Origin of the sequence: Bacteroides caecigallinarum (genome assembly GCF_016902295.1) — a bacterium.
Lineage (GTDB): Bacteria > Bacteroidota > Bacteroidia > Bacteroidales > Bacteroidaceae > Phocaeicola > Phocaeicola caecigallinarum_A.
In genome coordinates this window covers 14,005-31,361 of record NZ_JACJLQ010000028.1, presented here as the reverse complement: position 1 = coordinate 31,361, position 17,357 = coordinate 14,005, and the positions used below count along the sequence as shown (strand labels likewise).

Sequence of the window (17,357 nt, the reverse complement as noted above, 5' to 3'; positions counted from 1 at the left end):
TAAGCATAACGCTTCTTCTTTTTCTCTTATGTCTTGGAAAGAGTTGCCTCAATCCGTTTGCAAAAATACAGAATTTTATTGAAATCCAATCAAGTACCATCGAATTACATCCTAAATCCTCTACTTTTTCTTGGCTCTTCTGCTGATTTACGTAAACTATGCCGTAATTTATCAAACTGTTCTTTGAACCATTCGCCAATCGGCTGTCTGTTTATGGTCAGTACCAGTTTGCTGTCATCTGTCGGATTCCTTTCTACCTTGAAAATATCATTCTTGATATCAAACTTCCGCCTGTGTTCTTCGGAATAAATCCTGCCATTGCACCTGATAGCTTCTTTCTTTGTCAGGAGGCTCTCTATCATTTCTTTGGTGAAGCCGATGGCAGCGCACAACTTTTCCATTCTCAACATCTCCCTGAGCATCGGAAACCACTTGAAAGCCTTTTCAAGCAGGGTATTCAACCGTGATATTTCCTTGTCTTTGGCTTCAAGTTCCTGATTGTGTATTCCTTGCAGGTTGCGTATCTGCTTGCCGTGCTGTTCCTGCATACGTTGCATTTGGGCTTTCAAGTCATCAATGCCCTTGTCCCGTTTGGCAATTTCCTGACGCAATTCTTCATTGGACTGCTCCAGTTTCTTCATTTTTCCGCTGCCGAAAAGAGAACCCACTCCGCTTGCTATAACCGTAGCGGCATCGGTGGCTGCACTTTTGAGCTTGTCCGTGCGTATCTCCGATTTCACCTGTCTAAGTTCCTGTTCGGCAAGGTCTACCTGTTGTTCCTTATGCCGCTTTACGGCTTCTATGCGTTGCAGTTCGGCTTTCTGCTTCTCAATGATGAAATCGTTCCGTTCCAGATGTTCTTTGCCTGTTACGGCTTTTGACTTACCACGCTCCATCAGAAGGATGTCGGATGCCAAGGTCTGCATCTGCATCATGTCATCGTCATTGAGTTTGCGGCTCTTGCCTGTATCGTGGTTCATCCAGTCGAATACGATATGCGCATGGTAATTCGGCTTGAACCACCTTTCGCCTACCTTGAAACACTCCCTGTCCTCCGGGTCAGGCTGTCCGTTCAGCCAATGTCCTTCGTCCTTGTGCAGGAAGATTTGGAGCGGTGTGATGCCCCAACGCCTTTGGCACTCCTCGCCAAACCTACGCACATCAGCCAAAGTGGTGTCCGGTCTGATGAGCAAGACTCCCTCACGGATGGGTGAACATCCCGCCACTTTGATAATCTTGCCGTTCTTCCCTTTGCGCTCACGCTCCTTCTCCTGCATGGCACGGCCTGTCTTTTCCTTGACCATGCGTTTGATGTTCTCATAATGCGTCTGCAATTCGAGACTGCCGAAATCCGGATTTATCCACTGTTCATTATCGGCTGTGAGTTCGGGCACGATGTAGATTTTGGACTTGCCGATGTTGCGCATATACTCGGCAGTTCTCCGGTTATGGGCCTCGCTTGATGCCACATTGCAAGGCTTGATATGTATGCTTGATTTTGTTGCCATCTTTTCGATTTTTGATTCGGTTTTTGACTAATTTTGTTTGCTGCTTTCCGCTCATATCCGCAAGGGGTTCTTAGAGGTGAAACCCATGAGCGGAGTTTCCAAAGAGAGGGTCACTCTTTGGTCGGGTTGCATAGGGCTGAAAGCCCTTGCCGGGTTCTTAGGGCAGCGTCCTAAGCCCCTCGGGAGAGCCCACAACTACGAAAGCGAAGCGTGTAGTTATAGTGGGCTATAACCGGAAGCCTTTCGGTTTCTTGGATAGCGTGTCATTTCTCTTTCTGACGGATTGCATTTGTTCTTTTCCATCAGCCATGCGCTTCTGCAAATACTCGTTCAGGTCTTTGCATCCGCAGTAGATTTGTGAAGCGTCCCGTATATGCCGGGTGCAGTCGTATTCCTTGCGGATTTGTTGAAGGGCTTCCATTCCTGCACGGTCATTGTCAAAAAAACAGTGGATGCGCTCATAGCTTCCCAAGGGGTAGAGTGCCTTGGAAACATTGGTGACAGAGTTCAGCACCATGTAATCCTGCCTGTCGAATTCAGGGTATTGCGGACAGCTTTCGAGCCGCAGGGTCAGAAAGGAAAGGTAGTCCATAAATCCCTCAAAAACGTAACACGTGTTCCTTTGCTCTCCCGATTGCCTGATATGGGATATTTCTTTAGGTGCAATACACCCCTTGAAATATCGGTTGCGTATCTCATAGCCGCCCGATATGTTTGGAAACGCAACGGCGAAGTACCGTTTGCCGTTGTGCGTAAACCGTGCCTCCCTGCATTCTCTTTTCGCCAGTGCCGGATTGATACCCCTTTCCTGCAAATAAGTGAGTAAGGCAGGGGAAGAAAGCGGCACGGTTTCCAGCTGCTGGAAACTCGGCTCCGTAAAGGACTGCTTGCGAAAAGAGAAAGAAACGGGACGCACGTGCGGTGCCTGTTCCTCTATGCGTTTCAAAAGGTACGGCACGCTGTCCGTTGCATAGAGGTGCGAAGCCAGCGCGATGATGTTGCCGCCCTTGCCAAGCGCAAAATCATACCATTGGTTCCGTTCGGTGTTCACCTTGAACGAGGCTTCGGTTTCTTCCCTGAACGGTGACTTGTACCACAGGTTGATGCCCTGTCGCTTCACCGGGCTATATCCCAAGCTGTGCAGGTATTCTTCCAGTCTGATTTGTTTTGCTGTCTGTATGTCCATAAATGATTGTCTTTATCGGTTATTGTTTGTTTTTTCTTTTCGCCAGTCCCTGTTTATAAGTTACTGGCTGTATAACCACTTCACTTTATTGTCGTATATATAGGATACGGCTTAAAGTGAAGCGGTTTGATGTGTCCCTGCAACCACTTCGCTTTATCCTAATATATAGACCCGGAGAATAAAGTGAAGTGATTGCAGGAAGCGTGTCAATAGTGGAAATCCGGTTCGTACCTGTACTTCCTGCCGTTCTCCTGCACTATCATCCGCTTGTTCTTCAACACTGTGATGAGTTTGACCAGCTTGTTGTCGCTTAACGGAACACCCACCAAGGCATACGACTCTTTCAATGCTTTGCTCAGTTCCTTATATCCGTATTCGTCCTGCAACGAAAATGCTGCTTCCAGTGCTATCCGGTGTTGTTGCTCGGAAATGTCCTTGCAGGCATCAAACCTTTCGCCTTGGGGTCTGCCGGGCGCTTTGGCTTCTGTCTGGTAATCCTCTATCAGTTCGGGCAATGCCCTGTCATTGATGCGGAAGGCAAACGGCTCGAAGTCCATCGCACGGATGTGCATGGCGGAAACCTTGCTTATGTCCCCGTTGCTCTTGTCCTTTTCAACGAGCAGCACGGTTTCAGCCTTGTTGTTCAGCTCCGTGCCGATATGTCCCCTCGCGTTCTCATCCCCCTTGTTCTGATGGAGTATCGTGTGGATATGTATCTGCCTGTCGTCCGTCCACTGCATCAGTTTCGATATGATGCGTGTCGATTCGCCGGGGCTGTTGATGTCATATACCATGTCACGGATGCCGTCTATTATCACCAGACCAAGGTTTTGCGTATGGTAGATTGCCTGTTCGACAATCCTGATACGCTGCTCCGGCGTGTACTTTCGCAGGGCAAGGAATTCAAGGTTTTCGTTGTCCCTGTCATCGGGCAGCCCTGCCATACGCATAATGCGCTCCATCACATTCAGGCAGTGGTGGGGGCTTTGCTCCGTATCGACATAAAGCACTTTCCGCTTGGCTTCGGGAAGTTCAGCCGCATACCTGAGCACCGTACCGTTTTTCAATGCCGCCGCCACGATAGCCGACACATTGAATGTCTTCTTACTTTTGGCTTTGCCGATGGATGCGCTGAAATTTCCCAACGTGCCGATAACGGAACCTTTCACACTGAGGATTTCAGGGGCTTTCTCGTATTTTCCCGACAGGCTCAGCCGTGAGGCTTGCCAGAGGATTACCGCCTGTTCGTCCGATATTTCCCGGATGTCTTTCATATAGTCCATAGCGATTCCTCCCGTTACTTGCGTCCGCCTGTTTTCTTCCCTGCCAGCTCAAGGGCAAGTTCCGCGTCCACGATAATCTTGCGCCCTATCTGGGTGATGGCCTTGTCTATCTTTCCGCTTTTCTTTATGCGGTTGGCGGTAGGCAGACTGCACCCGAACAGCTTGGCTATGCCGAGTATTCCGTACACATACTTTCTGCCTGTGTCCGTTACGGGCTGCGGCTGCGCTTCCGGCTGACCGGATGCGTACCTGCTTAACATGATGAACTCTTCGCCTGTCATCTGCCAGACGGGTTTGGATAATAATTCTTGGATATTTGTCATAGTCCAATCTAATTAGTCGTTAAACAATCAGCCCTGCGCACTGGCTGTTATTTCTGTTCTCGAACGATGCAAAATTAGATATGGATACGGGTGGTAAGGATGGGGATGATATAATCCGAATTTCGTTGTATCTTATTGAATATCAGAAAATAAAAATACCACTCAAAAATTAATTTGAGTGGTAAAAGTGGAACTTTCGTAAAGAATCAGGATATATCACGGATTATCTGAATATATGTTCCATTTCCTTGGCGAAATTCTGGTTGCTGTCACTGGGGAAATCAGAAACTGGCTCCTTGTACTTTGACTTGTAGTAGCTGTCATCAATATCCAGCAGTTTCAGTATTCCGGCTTTCCATTTGTCCCTGTCCTGTTTGGGGAGCTTTTCGCTCATGAGGAATATCAGATAACATACACGTATCTTCTCTCTCGGTTTAATTCTCAACTTGCAGTTGCAGGGGTGCAAGTTCATATTGGCATAAAAATCCGGTGCGGAAATTTTCTCGAACTGTTCTCCAACACATACCTCATGAATGAGCGAAAGCAATTTCATGCTGAAATACTCTTGTTGTTCATCCGCCGTTTCCTGCTGACTGATTGGCTTGCCCGGCTCGTCCTGTCGTTTCCCGTCAGGAACGTATTTCTTCAGTATATCCAGAAAAAGGCAGCTTTGGCGGTATATATCCGCACAACGGTTCTTCATATATTGGAACGCCTCTTTCCTTGCTGCCTTTTGCTGGTCATAGAGTTCGTTCAGTATGGCTCTTTCCTTGTCATATTCAGCCTTGCAGCGTTCATATTCTTTCTCCGCCTGTTTTTCCTCTTCGGCGGTATGTTCCCTGTAGCCAATGGAATCATACCTGTTGTTGGCTTCATTCAGCGGCTTGCTTAGGCTCCTTGTTACATCCTGTTGGGCTTCAATTTCAAGGGAATACCTTTCCATGTGTCGATAGCAAGCACGCTCTACGGCACTATCACTCAACGGGCACACCTCATAAGCCTGTATGCTCTTTTCTATTTCGGTTTTCAGGCTGTTGAGTATCAAGGTGTATTGTTCTTTTTGCCTGTCAAGCACCAGTTCAAGGATAGCAGCCTCAAAAGACTTCATGTCATTGTATTCCTGACAGAAATCGGAAATGAATTTTTGTCTGTCAAAAGAGAAAACGCGATTGTCTATATAGTCCCTGTATATTCTATTGAGTTCCCCGTATCGGGGAATCATCGTCTGTATCTTGTCTGCCATAGGTGTCCTACTTTTGTCTGTTCTTTTCATTGTCAAGAAGCATAGTCAGTTCTTCTTCCACCTGTTCTATGCTTGGCAACGCCGATTTCAGGCTTTCCGGCACAGCCTTGCTGAGCTGGTAATCGCTGATGCCGATAGGCTGGTCATAGCCTGTCAGTGCATATTGCGCGACAATCTCATCCTTGCCCTTGCACAACAGCAGCCCGATGGTCTTGTTGTCATTCTCTCCCCTCAGTTTGTCATCCACCACATTGATGTAGAAGTTCAACTGTCCGGCGTATTCCGGTTTGAACGGGGTAGCTTTCAGTTCCACAACTACGTATGCATGTAGTTTTATGTTGTACAGAATCAGGTCGGCATAGAAATCGCTGTCGCCAATCTGGAAATGCTTCTGCCTTGCGACAAAGGCAAATCCGTTGCCCATCTCCAACAAGTATCGGGTGACGTGCTTTACCAACTGTTCCTCTATGTCCCTTTCGTCCGCACGTTCTTTGGCTCCTGCCAAGTCAAAGATATACGGGTCTTTCAACAGGTAGTTGGCAAGGCCGCTTTGAGGTGCAGGAAGCGTGGCGGTAAAATTATTGACCTTGTGACTGTTGATTTGCCGTTCAAACAATTTGCTTTCAATCTGCATTTTAAGAACATTGCTGCTCCAGCCCATTTCCACGGATTGCTTCATATACCAGTAATCGACACCTAACGGAAGGGAACTGTTCAGCAGAATCACATGGCTTGCCCAATTGATTCTTGCAACAGGTGATGCTAGGAACAGTTTTTCCATGTCCTCAATCGGCATCCGGTAAACGACGGCTACTGTCTGGGTTACATCCTGAATTTGCGCAAGAGGTTCTTGCACAATTGCAACTTCCTTGTTGTCTGAGGATTGTATTTGCGCAAGAGGTTCTTGCGTAAATGGCACATTGTTCAGGCTTTGGATTTCATCCGTGATTTTCCGCACACTTGGAGTAATCAATTTCGCATCGGTTTCGATGAAACTCCGTAATACGGTCAATGGATATGAACGTGCGAACTGGCACATATAAGCCAAGTTCCTGACCGAATATCCTTTCTTTTCGGGATAATTGAACCGTATCGCCTGCGCCAGTTTCTTGATGACCTTGCCGCCCCAGCCTTGTCGGTTCTGGTGGTACAATATGTAGTTGCCCATCTTCCAGTAATGGAACAGCATCTGCGCATTGGCGGCACTAATGAGCCGGACTTGCGCCTGCTCTATTTCTGACCCAATGGCATTGACAAAAGCCTCGAAACTCCTTTTCTCTATATTGTTATCGTTGTTGCTCATTGTTATATGTATTGAAAGTTACAAAGATAAGCCCAATAACAGGCATCCCGTGAAACTTGCTGATTGTTTTTATAGTTGGTTGAATTTGTTCATCGCACTGGCTTTCACATCATCGGCAATGTCGATGTAGGGTTTCATAGCCTTGTAGTCGCTATGTCCCGTCCATTTCATCACTACCTGTGCCGGAATACCGAGAGCCAGAGCGTTACAGATGAAAGTCCTTCTCCCGGCATGGGTACCCAGCAATGCGTATTTGGGTGTAATGGTGTCTATACGGCTGCTTCCTTTGTAGTAGGTTTCACTTACAGGTTCGTTGATTTCGGCAAGTTCGCCCAGTTCCTTCAAATAGTCATTCATCTTTTGGTTGCTTATGACAGGGAGAGCCTTGTGCCCCTCAAATTCCACACCCTTGTATTTGTCGAGTATTGCCTTGCTGTGGTTGTTAAGTTCGATGATGAGCCTTTCTGCGGTCTTTACGGTAGTAATTTCTATATATCCGTCCCTGATGTCGCTTTTCTTCAGATTATGCACATCCGAATACCGGAGTCCGGTAAAGCAACAGAACAGAAAGACATCCCTCACCCGTTCAAGGTATTGCTTTGTGTCGGGTATCTGATAATTTTTGAGTTTGTTCAGTTCTTCCCAAGTGAGGAATATCACCTTTTTCGGTGTGCTTCGTAATTTGGGGTTGAAATCTTCATAGGCATTGTTCATGCAATACCCTTTCTTGGTACACCAGCGCAGGAACCATTTCAGATAAGCAACCTGTTTCATGATGGACGTGTTCCGCATATCTTCGGTGTCTTTCAGGAAATTCACATACTTTGTTAGCTTGGGTTCGTCCAACGATTCAAAAGTCAGTTCCTTGTCAAACTTTTCAAGATGTTTCCTTACTGCGGCAAATTTCTCATAGGTGGCATCAGACCAACCGTTTTGCGTGCCGCACTCCTTAATGAACTCATCAAATACCTCCAACGGAAGAAACACCACCGGGGCTTCCTCCTCTTCCTTTTTCCCATCGTGCAATCTGTTGAACGCATCCTTTACCTGTTCGGTAGTGGGCATGAATCCCTGCACCTCGAACTCCTTGAAGATATTCTGTATTTCGGTGTAGTATTTCAGCAAGTCCGCATTGATTTCCGATGCGCTTTGCTTCAGCTTGTTGGTGCATCCGTTCTTTACCCGCTGCTTGTCGGCATCCCATTTGGCGACATCAATGCGGTAGCCCGTTGTGAACTCAATGCGGTGGCTGGCGAAAACCACACGCATACGGATAGGGACATTCTCCACGATTGGCACTCCGTTCTTCTTCCGGCTTTCCAATGAAAAGATGATGTTTCGTTTGATATTCATAATTGGGTGCGTTTGAAATTCAACACCCAAATATACACCCAATAATTGAAATAGCAAAAGGTATTTAATGATATTTAGTAATATAGCCGATTTATAATAACTTGATTATTATCAGTATATTGCAGTTTTATGAGATTTCTTGATTGTGTAAGTTAAAGTCCCGTCCGCACCGCCAGTTTATAAAGCAAAATTAGGAAAAGCTCTGATTCACAACAGAATCAGGGCTTTTTTCGTTCTCGGGTGGAAGCAGAATATAGCGTTTCTACGAAGTTTGTCAGGTGCAAATTCAGGGTCCTTTTTTAGGGACAATAAAAAAGCACCTGAAATGTATAATACTTCATTGATTATCATGTTTTTGCGTAGGATTTTCCTGTTCCTCATTTTCTAATTTTACAACGTAAATAAAGTGGTATGAAACAGGAATCAATGAAAATTCTGTTCTTTATCCGTAAGAGCAGACTAAAGAAAAACGGTGAGGCACCAATTTTTCTGAGGGTGACAATTAACGGACAATTGGATGAAGTCCGGATTCAACGTTCTGTTCCGTTGAAGTTATGGGACAATGTGAAGGAACGCAGCAAAGGAAAAGACCGGAGTTCAACGGAGCTGAACAGCTATATTGAGGCATTAAAAGTAAGGCTGTATCAGATTCACAAGGAACTTCTCTGTCGGGAAGCCCTGATTACCCCAAAGAATCTTCTGATAAAGTTATTCTCTAAGGAGGAACGGCATCTGGTTTTGCAGACCATGCGGAAATGTATTGATGACTGGGCTTCTCTAATCGGTATGGAGTACCAGCCCTCCACCATTTCACGTTATAATAACTGTTATGAATCGTTGCAGACGGTCATTAAGGATTTCTACAGGAAAGAGGATATTACATTTCATGAACTGAGTGGGGAATTCATCGACCGGTTTGAGATGCATCTGAGAACGGTACGCAAACTTTCTCAGAATACCCTGACCAAGTATATGAGCTGTTTCCGCAAATTTCTCGGACTGGCTCGGGAAAACGGATGGCTGGAACTGGACCCGTTGGCCGGAAAACGTAAGCGTCTGTTCCGGAAGGAAGAGACGTGTCCTACGTTCCTGACCCTGGAAGAATTGAAACGGATTATGGAGAAGGACTTTTCCACGACACGTCTGAACACTGTGAAGGATTTTTTTCTGTTTTGCTGTCTGACCGGCCTGTCGTACATTGATGTGAAGACCTTGTGCCCGGCACATCTTTATAAGGACAATGAGGGGAAACTGTGGATACACAAGGCCCGCGTAAAGATTACTACTCATAAGGAAAGCTGTACCTGCAATGTCCCGCTTTTGGGACCTGCTCTTGTCATTCTGGAGAAATACAAGGACTGGAATCCGGAAAATCCTGAAGGTCCCTGTTTCCCGATTCCGTCGAATCAGAAGATGAACGAGTTCCTGAAAGAGATAGCCACCCTATGTCGGGTAAACAAGCGGCTGACCGTTCATGTGGCCCGGCACACGTTCGCGACGACTGTTACCCTTGCCAACGATGTAGCTCTACAGAATGTGTCGAAGATGCTCGGCCATTCTTCAACCCGCATGACACAGCATTATGCCCGTGTGCTGGACAACAGTATCATGAAGGACATGCAGGATGTTGCCCGAGTCTTCGGATAATCAGAAAAGGCTATACTTCACAACGCACAGTGAGGTATAGCCTTTTACATAAGGAAGAGTTGTCTACTTGTATGGATTGGCCACGTTTTTACCGGGATTATCTCTTCTTCCCTTTTTCAATCAGTCTGATAACATCTTGTCTCCGATAATAGGTCTTCCGGTCAATCTGGGAGAAGGACAAGGTACCGTTGCTTCTCATGGTCTGCAGTGTTCTCTGTGATATGTTCAGTGCCATGCATACTTCTTGATTGTCCATCCAGTCATCCAGACTTTTTAAGGTTTGCCTGCCTTTGAGGTTTTCCAGTTTTTCTTTCAGCAGTTGGATGGACATTACCATTTCTTTGAAAGTACCAGCTTCAATGTTTACGATTTCCATAAAGTGTAGTTGTTTGGTTTGAGGCAAAGATAGACGGTATGGCCTGGCTGTCCAATACCATGTCATCAGATGGCAGCACAAGTCATCAGATGTCTCATGTTGTCTGTTGCAGGAACCGGTCTTTCAGAAATATTCGATTGTTGAATCCGGAAAGTACAACCGTGCTCAGGAAAGGCATGTATTATATTTCACTATATTGCGTAATTGCGCATAGTGCTGTATTCCAGTGCGTTTACTAAGTTTGCACCAAAACAGAATGTATGAAAGGAAACACACTGCATGTAATGTTCTTCATCTTGAAGAACAAGTTGTTGAAGAACGGTGAAGCACCGGTCGTTCTTCGGGTGACAATTAACGGACAGCGGGCTGAAATCCGTATCCAGCGCTCTATACCGGTGGAGTTATGGGACAATGCGAAGATGCGTAGCAAGGGAAGGGGACGGAGTTCGGCAGAGCTGAACATGTACCTTGAGACACTGAGGGACAGAATATATGTCATTCACAGGAATTCCGTGTATGATGGGGAAAGACTGACTCCGAAGAAAATCCTGGATATTCTGTATGCCAGGGAAGGACGGCATCTGGTTCTGAAGGCCATGAAGGAATGTATAGACGGATGGGCGGCTTCTCCCGGGGATTTGCATCCTGCCACTCTGGCACGTTACAACAGGTGCTACGGATTGGTAGAGACCGTCATACGGAATGTTTACAATAAGGAAGATATCGTGTTCTCCGAACTGAACAGGAAGTTTATCACGGCATTTGAAAGGTATTTGAAGGAGACCCGCGGGCTGGCCCGGAATACGGCGGCTAAATATCTGGAGTGTTTCCGTAAGGTTCTCAAGGTGGCTCAGCAGAAGGCTTGGATGGAACATGGCAAGTTTCTGGAGGAACTGGGAGAGTTGTGCGTAAAGGAGGAGACTTACCCTTCTTTTCTGGACTGGAATGAACTGAGAACAGTGATGGAAACGGATATGCCAGCCGGACGTTTGGAACGGGTGAAGGATGTGTTCGTCTTCTGCGCTCTCACCGGACTTTCCTATCAGGGGATAAGCACCCTTTGTCCGTCGCACTTGTTTAGGGATGACGAAGGAACACTGTGGATTTGCAGGACACGTGCTGAAGGAGCGGAGGTTGGGGACAGCTGTACAAGCCGTGTTCCTCTTCTTAAACCGGCAATGGTTCTGCTGGAGAAATACAGAGGCTGGAATCCGATGAATCCCGAAGGTCCGTGTTTTCCTGTCCCGTCAGTCCAGAAAATGAATGAATACCTGAAAGAGGTTTCGGTACAATGTCGGATTTCCAAGAGGCTTACCACCCAGATGGCCCGCAATACGTTTGTCGTAACAGTTATCCTGGCTAACCAGATTCCTAAAGGACACGTCAGGGAAATGCTTGGCTATTCTTCCGACTATATGTTGCGCCATTATATGCAGGCTCTGGAGAGGAATTCCCAAAAGGCATGAAGTGGATATATACAAAATATGATAAAAAGTGAAAGGCTATACTCCAACGGATGTGGTGGTATAGCCTTTTCAATGTCAGAACGCTTCTTTCCGGTTCATCTCAAGCAGACATAATTGACAAGAATGAGTACCACTAAGACGCGGTTTATACTGAAATAATGATCCTTTTGGTAAGCCCTGACCTATAAGCAAAAACTAACCAGTAGCATCACCGTCAGAACATTCGGTTCAATATGCCGTCTAATGAATATTAGATATAGTTTGGGTAATCAATCAGGCTCCTAACCAGCCAGTGAGTGATTTGCTGATGCTCACACATCATATAGCAGTCGATATAAACCCCAATAGAAGTATACCCGTTTACATGAAGCCATTTGGTAGCGAAAATCCGAACAGCTCTACACATACTTCTAGCTTCATGACTTTTGTAGATAAGACCTGATATCATCATAGAATTCCGAATCAAAAGGCTGAAGGTTAGAATAAAAGAATCTGACTTTAATATCCGATTTGATAAGGTTCGAATTTACAGAGTTAAGATAATACTTCAGTTCAGCCAGTTCTGCAAACAACCATTCATGTTTTTTTTGTATCCAGATACATAAGAAAGGGCATTTCTTACCTGTTCCGTCAATTCGGACCAAGTCCGAATTACACCTTCTGTTGTCTTTAAATAATTCATATTGGATACACTCCTGCTGTGTGCCTTCTTTTTTTAGGGGATTGCTGCTGCTGTTACATAGTCCTTTAGTGGCACGGATATTCAAGCAAGGTTCTTTATTTACAGGCATCGCAGCCATAATTTCAGTATTCAAGAAGATGTCCACATAAATATTTTCCTCAATAGGGTGTTCGTCCAATGGAACACCTTTTATCGGATTAAACTCGACATCCAATTTATATCCGTCCGATATGAGATGCGAAATCCAGTGAAACCGGGAAAGAAGGCTCATTTGAGACCGGTTCTGCTTCAGAAGATAGTAGTCTATTCTATCATTTGCCAGATCCAACAAGTCAGCCATACGTATAAGAATCATCATATATTTAATACTGACCAACTCTTCCTTTGCCTCAGACTTCAGGCTATACACGTGTATGCTATCCCAACCATGACTTTCTGAAACTTTTGCAATCATATCGGCTTCAACTTCTGAAAGATGAGACAAGATTCCTTTCTGCCAGCTCCGGATGTATTTAGCACTGTCTTGCTGATGGGCGTTTCTGACCTTGTTCTCAAAAAAATTGAAAACCTTCTGGAAAGCTTCTACTTGCAATCTACCGATTTTTTTTCGTAATTGAAGTATTTCTGTTAGAGAAAAATGGTCTTCTTTAAAAGTCCTAGTGACATCATTCTCTATCTTTAACATTTCATCCATCCATTGGCTGATTAACACTTCTGAATCCGGATTTGATTCATTGAAAGACGCTATATTCGGATGAATCACCATACTGATGTCATGCAGATAACAGGCCTGGAATAACAAGAAATAATCCGTTGATTTTATGTTTAAAAAATCAATGTTGTTGACCATTCTCACCACATTCTTAATCAGATTAATGGCATGTTCATGGTTGTGAAGCGTATAAGCATTCAGGAACTTAGAACCATTGTGCCACAAACTTTTCACAAGCCGGTGCGTCTGGATGAGTCGGTCTATTTTCATCGGATCTTGTACTCGTTGCCTGAAAATAGTCAAAGCTTCTAAGATACCCAAGTCAATTTCCATCTTTTCATTCACGTCCTTATAATCTAATTGCTGTAGGAAGTGAAAGAAATCCTCACAATTGCATTTTCGGTTCCTTAGAATGGATAAAATACGTAATTCATAATATCTTACCGGTTTCAGATCCGTATGTAAGATAGTTAGGCTGTCTTCAACCCTGATCCTGCAAGCCAGCGAAAAGCAGCAATTAAGTATTTTCCGTTTGAATTCCGATGAATTGTTAAAAATAAAGTCCACCCAATCAGGTAATTCAATCCAACATTCTTTCTTTTTTTCTCCTTATCCTTATTCTCCTCTGCTGGAAGAAATGTTTGTTTTCCCCAAAAACCTTTTTCGTTTACAGTATGATCCTGATAGATTGTATCCAAGAACACCTCAATATTCTGAAAAGGGAAAGTGCGTAAAAGTAATTGCTTCAAGGAAGCATAGCTATCTGTTTGTTGCAGAAAATGGGTTTGTTCCAATAATTCAGTAGTCTTATAGTAATACAGCGCTTTAAAATTGCGCTCATTCGGACAGTTATAGCTTGCCAATATCTTATCAAATGATTGGATATTATTACAGAACTCCTTTAAATCATCGAAAGTCATTGCCTTGGCAAACATTCCTATTTCAGCCTGGAAGATTTCCTCCTCAAATTTATTAAATATTTCTTTGACGGCTTTGTCTTGATTTTCATTTGCCTCCATACCCAATGTCGTGATATGGAAATCATCATAGAAATCTGCTTTCATGGACTCATCAAACTGACCATTGATGATAAGTTTCAATTTCCGTTGCCGATAAATGAAATATTTCAAATATCTGGATAGCCATTTTATTCGGGTTTCGCCCCATTGCTTTTTATTAGGGTCCTTTTCTTGTTTCTTTTTTACCTCTAAAAGTTGGTTTTCTACTACCGTCTGGAGTGCATTGAGTTTCTTCAGGGATACATGTTCGTCCACTTCATCAATATTTCCATGTATCCAACCTCCCATCGAGACAGGTCGTTGCACCAGGAAGAGCCCTTCCATTCCGTTAAACGCCTCTTCAATGGTACAAATTGTACTTTTCTCGTCTTCATGAAATTTTATTTGGTAGTTAATTTTTTTCTGAAAATCCAGGTAAACTTGATTCAACTCCGGCTGTTCGTCACACTTGGCCGGTGATTCCTTGATAGTATTGTTTAGTCTAGTTATCAGTGCTCTAAAATTTCCTTGGTTAATCCCTTTAGCAAAAATAACCGAGTCATCCACATAAAAATAGGCATCTGATTGTTTCAACTCTTCGGTTGATGCCATTTTGTCCGCAATGTCAATCATACATATATTCCCGAAGAAATAAGATTGAGGCAATCCCTGAGCAATTCCTCTGTTCATGAAAACCTTTTTAAAAGACGTCGTGTCCGTATTCGGATAATAAACATCCATCCACCCCCTCAGAGAATCTTCCTGAATCTTGAAATAGAGCAGTTTCACAATGGCCTTCTTCAAGGTTTTCAAGTCGTCCTTATCGGGATATTGAGGAACTAACAGATTCAGGATGAAATTATACATTCTGGCCGGGTCTATGGAAGGAAAGAAATCTGCCAAATCAAAGTTGATTACCGTATCATATTCCCGCGTCTTCAAATATTCCCGGCTCTTGTCTTGGATAATTTTAGAATATTGCCGATACTTTTCTGTCCAATTCATAAAAAGACTATCTACACTTTCACTCGGCATATTACCAAAAAAATTATGTGGAATCATCCTTGAAAGCTCCGACTTGTTCCGCACGCTTTTACTGTCATCAAACATCAGTGGGATCAGCAAGGCGGCCATGCAGATTTGATCAATCAGACTTGCAGTATGTAACGGTCTGTAAGTAACTAACTGTTTTCCGTTTTCATCTTTCAGTTTCTTTATCTTATAGTATACTGAAACGGTAAAGAAATCATCATTTTCTTCGTTCAGTATCTTCTCAAGTTTCTTCTGGCATTTCTCTATAACATCCATGATTGTGCCGTCAAAGTCAAATTTATCCTTCAGCTGATAATAGCACTTCAGATCCTCTACCGATAGAAGATTTCGTTCACAGATGTAGGAATCCAGTGCATAAATAGCCTTGTAAATGTTCCTTCGGTGCGTGATAGTATCAAATAGACTCATGTCAATTCTGTTTTAATGTTGCATTATATTTCTTTTCTAATGATTCAACGAGGTTGTTAAACCAATTAACAGCTTGGTATAAACCACTTTCTTTGCCTTTCCCGTCACCTTGACCAGATACCATAAGCTGAGTTTTTTGGTTATTTCTTTCACACAAGTACAGACCAAAATGATAGTGATAGTTTCCTGTTCGTTTTTTAAAAATGGTATTGAAACTATCTAGATTGAGAGAGGCACTGATGATGGTATCTTTACATAAGAATAAGCGTAAAATACCATCAAATTCTAGTTCTACACATTGTTCCGTTATAAAGCCCTGTAGAGCAGTTACGTCTCTCACTACCTGATCCAGAAAGCTACACCAACCATTCAGAATCTGATCAAAAAAATCTATCTGCTGCTCAAAAAATCCAAAGTTATAATGGAAATTCTTATTGGCCGTAATGAAAAAGTGCAATCCTGTCATGTAGTCGAAGTTCGCATTTTTCCTCATCGAAATCTGTTCTTCCAGCATTGGATCAAAAAGCATCAGTGAAAACAATTCTTTCTGAACTAGATATCGGGATTCATATTTGGTATATCCCTTTTCGTCTTGTGGGTTTCCATTGGCTTGGGGCTCACCCTCAGCTGGAGCCTGTTCTAGCTCGATAAAGCTGATTTCAATGAGCTGGCTCAGCATCTCTCTGGAAAACTCTTTGAGTGAAGGCTGAATGACGTTTCTTTCTAATTTATCTTTTTCCATCGCCTTTTATTTTTTTAAGTATAGATAATATGCAGAATAATCCTTGAACAGCGCAGGAATCGTTGCGCATTTCAGACGGCATCCGTATCTAAGCAGGCTACGGTGCAAGTGATAGAAAGCACTTACTCCAGCTTTATCATTATCATGGACCATCACCAAATCAAATCCAGATAATTTATCTAGTTCCGTTTCCGGGATAGTCGTTGCACTTTGAATGGCAACAGCAGGATATCCGGCCGATAGCATAGCCAGACAGTCAGTAATTCCCTCCATTATATATAATTTGTTTCCTTCTTGCAACTTAGCTAGTAAAACCATATTGTAAAGCTGTTTACGTGAATTGCACAGCATCTTGAATCGAGGTATATTTTCGTTTGTGCCCAAGTAGCGAGATTGTAAAGCCACCAGTTTGCCTGTTCTGTCAAAATACGGTATCAGTAACGAAGGAATATTGATGGTTAATTGTATCTTGTTGTTATCTCTTTTTAACACTTTACATTTAATTAAACGCTCTTCACCAAAGGTATTCATTAGAATCTCTTTCATTTCTGTCGGATCTTCTACCGATTTGATTTTCATCTTTTCCACCACTTGGGCCGACAGTTTCCTTTCCGTAAAAAGAAACTCCTTTCCTTTGGCTTCCAAATCAGCTAGGTTTATGATGGCTGAAGCCACGTCACCATCAAAATCAGGCCTACTTTCTTCCCTGTCGATAACAAGAGTTCTTCTGTGTCTGAGTTTAGGTCTCTTTTTTGTATTTTTCAGGTTAGTTGAAGGCATGTAAATATGGTATTGTTCGCAAAGCCACGTACATGCTTCTACAAACGAAAGATTACATTTTTCTTCCACTAGAGAGATAGCATCTCCACCTTTATCGCAAGCAAAACATTTCCATAAATTGTTCTTAAAGGCAAGGCTAGGCCTTTTGTCCTGATGCATAAAGCAATGAGCCTGATGCATATTGACTTCCAATCCTAGTCTTCTAGCCACATCCTCACAATTCAGTTCGTGCAGTTTTTTTATTGTTTCAGGAGAAATCATAGAAAACTTTTGATTTTAAAATTATCTATATAT

14 protein-coding genes are annotated in these 17,357 nt (G+C 43.6%); 2 read left to right on the top strand and 12 right to left on the bottom strand.

The genetic code is table 11. The features are described 5' to 3' along the window. Positions 1-104: 104 nt before the first annotated feature. The 7 genes from H6A27_RS10260 to H6A27_RS10230 all read right to left on the bottom strand — a co-directional run bounded on the left by H6A27_RS10260 (position 105) and on the right by H6A27_RS10230 (position 8,199). Positions 105-1,508 carry a coiled-coil domain-containing protein gene (locus H6A27_RS10260; RefSeq protein WP_204482635.1) on the bottom strand — a complete coding sequence of 468 codons (1,404 nt, stop codon included), beginning with the start codon at positions 1,506-1,508 and terminating at the stop codon, positions 105-107. 226 nt (positions 1,509-1,734) lie between these two features. Continuing rightward, positions 1,735-2,694: a toprim domain-containing protein gene (locus tag H6A27_RS10255; RefSeq protein ID WP_204482636.1), complete on the bottom strand. Its 960-nt coding sequence runs from the start codon at positions 2,692-2,694 to the stop codon at positions 1,735-1,737. 206 nt (positions 2,695-2,900) lie between these two features. Continuing rightward, positions 2,901-3,977 carry an AAA family ATPase gene (locus tag H6A27_RS10250; protein ID WP_204482637.1) on the bottom strand — a complete coding sequence of 359 codons (1,077 nt, stop codon included), beginning with the start codon at positions 3,975-3,977 and terminating at the stop codon, positions 2,901-2,903. A gap of 14 nt (positions 3,978-3,991) precedes the next feature. After that, positions 3,992-4,300, bottom strand: a complete 309-nt coding sequence (locus tag H6A27_RS10245) for a DUF3853 family protein (RefSeq protein WP_204482638.1) — start codon at positions 4,298-4,300, stop codon at positions 3,992-3,994. Positions 4,301-4,523: 223 nt separating this feature from the next. Further along, positions 4,524-5,543 carry a hypothetical protein gene (locus tag H6A27_RS10240; RefSeq protein WP_204482639.1) on the bottom strand — a complete coding sequence of 340 codons (1,020 nt, stop codon included), beginning with the start codon at positions 5,541-5,543 and terminating at the stop codon, positions 4,524-4,526. A 7-nt stretch (positions 5,544-5,550) separates the two neighbouring features. Then, positions 5,551-6,846: a PDDEXK nuclease domain-containing protein gene (locus H6A27_RS10235; protein WP_154043674.1), complete on the bottom strand. Its 1,296-nt coding sequence runs from the start codon at positions 6,844-6,846 to the stop codon at positions 5,551-5,553. Positions 6,847-6,915: 69 nt separating this feature from the next. Further along, positions 6,916-8,199 (bottom strand): site-specific integrase, encoded by a 1,284-nt coding sequence (locus H6A27_RS10230; RefSeq protein ID WP_204482640.1) that lies wholly within the window; start codon positions 8,197-8,199, stop codon positions 6,916-6,918. A gap of 411 nt (positions 8,200-8,610) precedes the next feature. Between H6A27_RS10230 and H6A27_RS10225 the strand changes: the two genes are divergently transcribed. Continuing rightward, entirely contained in the window at positions 8,611-9,846 is a 1,236-nt protein-coding gene (locus H6A27_RS10225) for a site-specific integrase (protein ID WP_204508608.1), read from the top strand. A 97-nt stretch (positions 9,847-9,943) separates the two neighbouring features. On the opposite strand, the gene H6A27_RS10220 is transcribed toward H6A27_RS10225, so the two are convergent. Beyond that, positions 9,944-10,222, bottom strand: coding sequence for a helix-turn-helix domain-containing protein (locus H6A27_RS10220; protein ID WP_204508607.1), 279 nt, complete (start codon positions 10,220-10,222; stop codon positions 9,944-9,946). 260 nt (positions 10,223-10,482) lie between these two features. Between H6A27_RS10220 and H6A27_RS10215 the strand changes: the two genes are divergently transcribed. Next, on the top strand, positions 10,483-11,688 hold the full coding sequence (locus H6A27_RS10215; protein ID WP_204508606.1) for a site-specific integrase: 1,206 nt from the start codon (positions 10,483-10,485) through the stop codon (positions 11,686-11,688). Between the two features lie 416 nt (positions 11,689-12,104). On the opposite strand, the gene H6A27_RS10210 is transcribed toward H6A27_RS10215, so the two are convergent. From H6A27_RS10210 to H6A27_RS10195, 4 genes are all read right to left on the bottom strand, one after another. Beyond that, positions 12,105-13,427, bottom strand: coding sequence for an HD domain-containing protein (locus H6A27_RS10210; RefSeq protein ID WP_204508605.1), 1,323 nt, complete (start codon positions 13,425-13,427; stop codon positions 12,105-12,107). Positions 13,428-13,552: 125 nt separating this feature from the next. Beyond that, positions 13,553-15,388: a reverse transcriptase domain-containing protein gene (locus H6A27_RS10205; RefSeq protein WP_204508604.1), complete on the bottom strand. Its 1,836-nt coding sequence runs from the start codon at positions 15,386-15,388 to the stop codon at positions 13,553-13,555. A gap of 154 nt (positions 15,389-15,542) precedes the next feature. Continuing rightward, the gene (locus H6A27_RS10200; RefSeq protein ID WP_204508603.1) at positions 15,543-16,283 is read right to left on the bottom strand and encodes a hypothetical protein; all 741 of its coding nucleotides are present in this window, start codon (positions 16,281-16,283) and stop codon (positions 15,543-15,545) included. Between the two features lie 6 nt (positions 16,284-16,289). Further along, positions 16,290-17,273, bottom strand: a complete 984-nt coding sequence (locus H6A27_RS10195; protein ID WP_204508602.1) for a CHC2 zinc finger domain-containing protein — start codon at positions 17,271-17,273, stop codon at positions 16,290-16,292. Positions 17,274-17,357 lie beyond the last annotated feature (84 nt).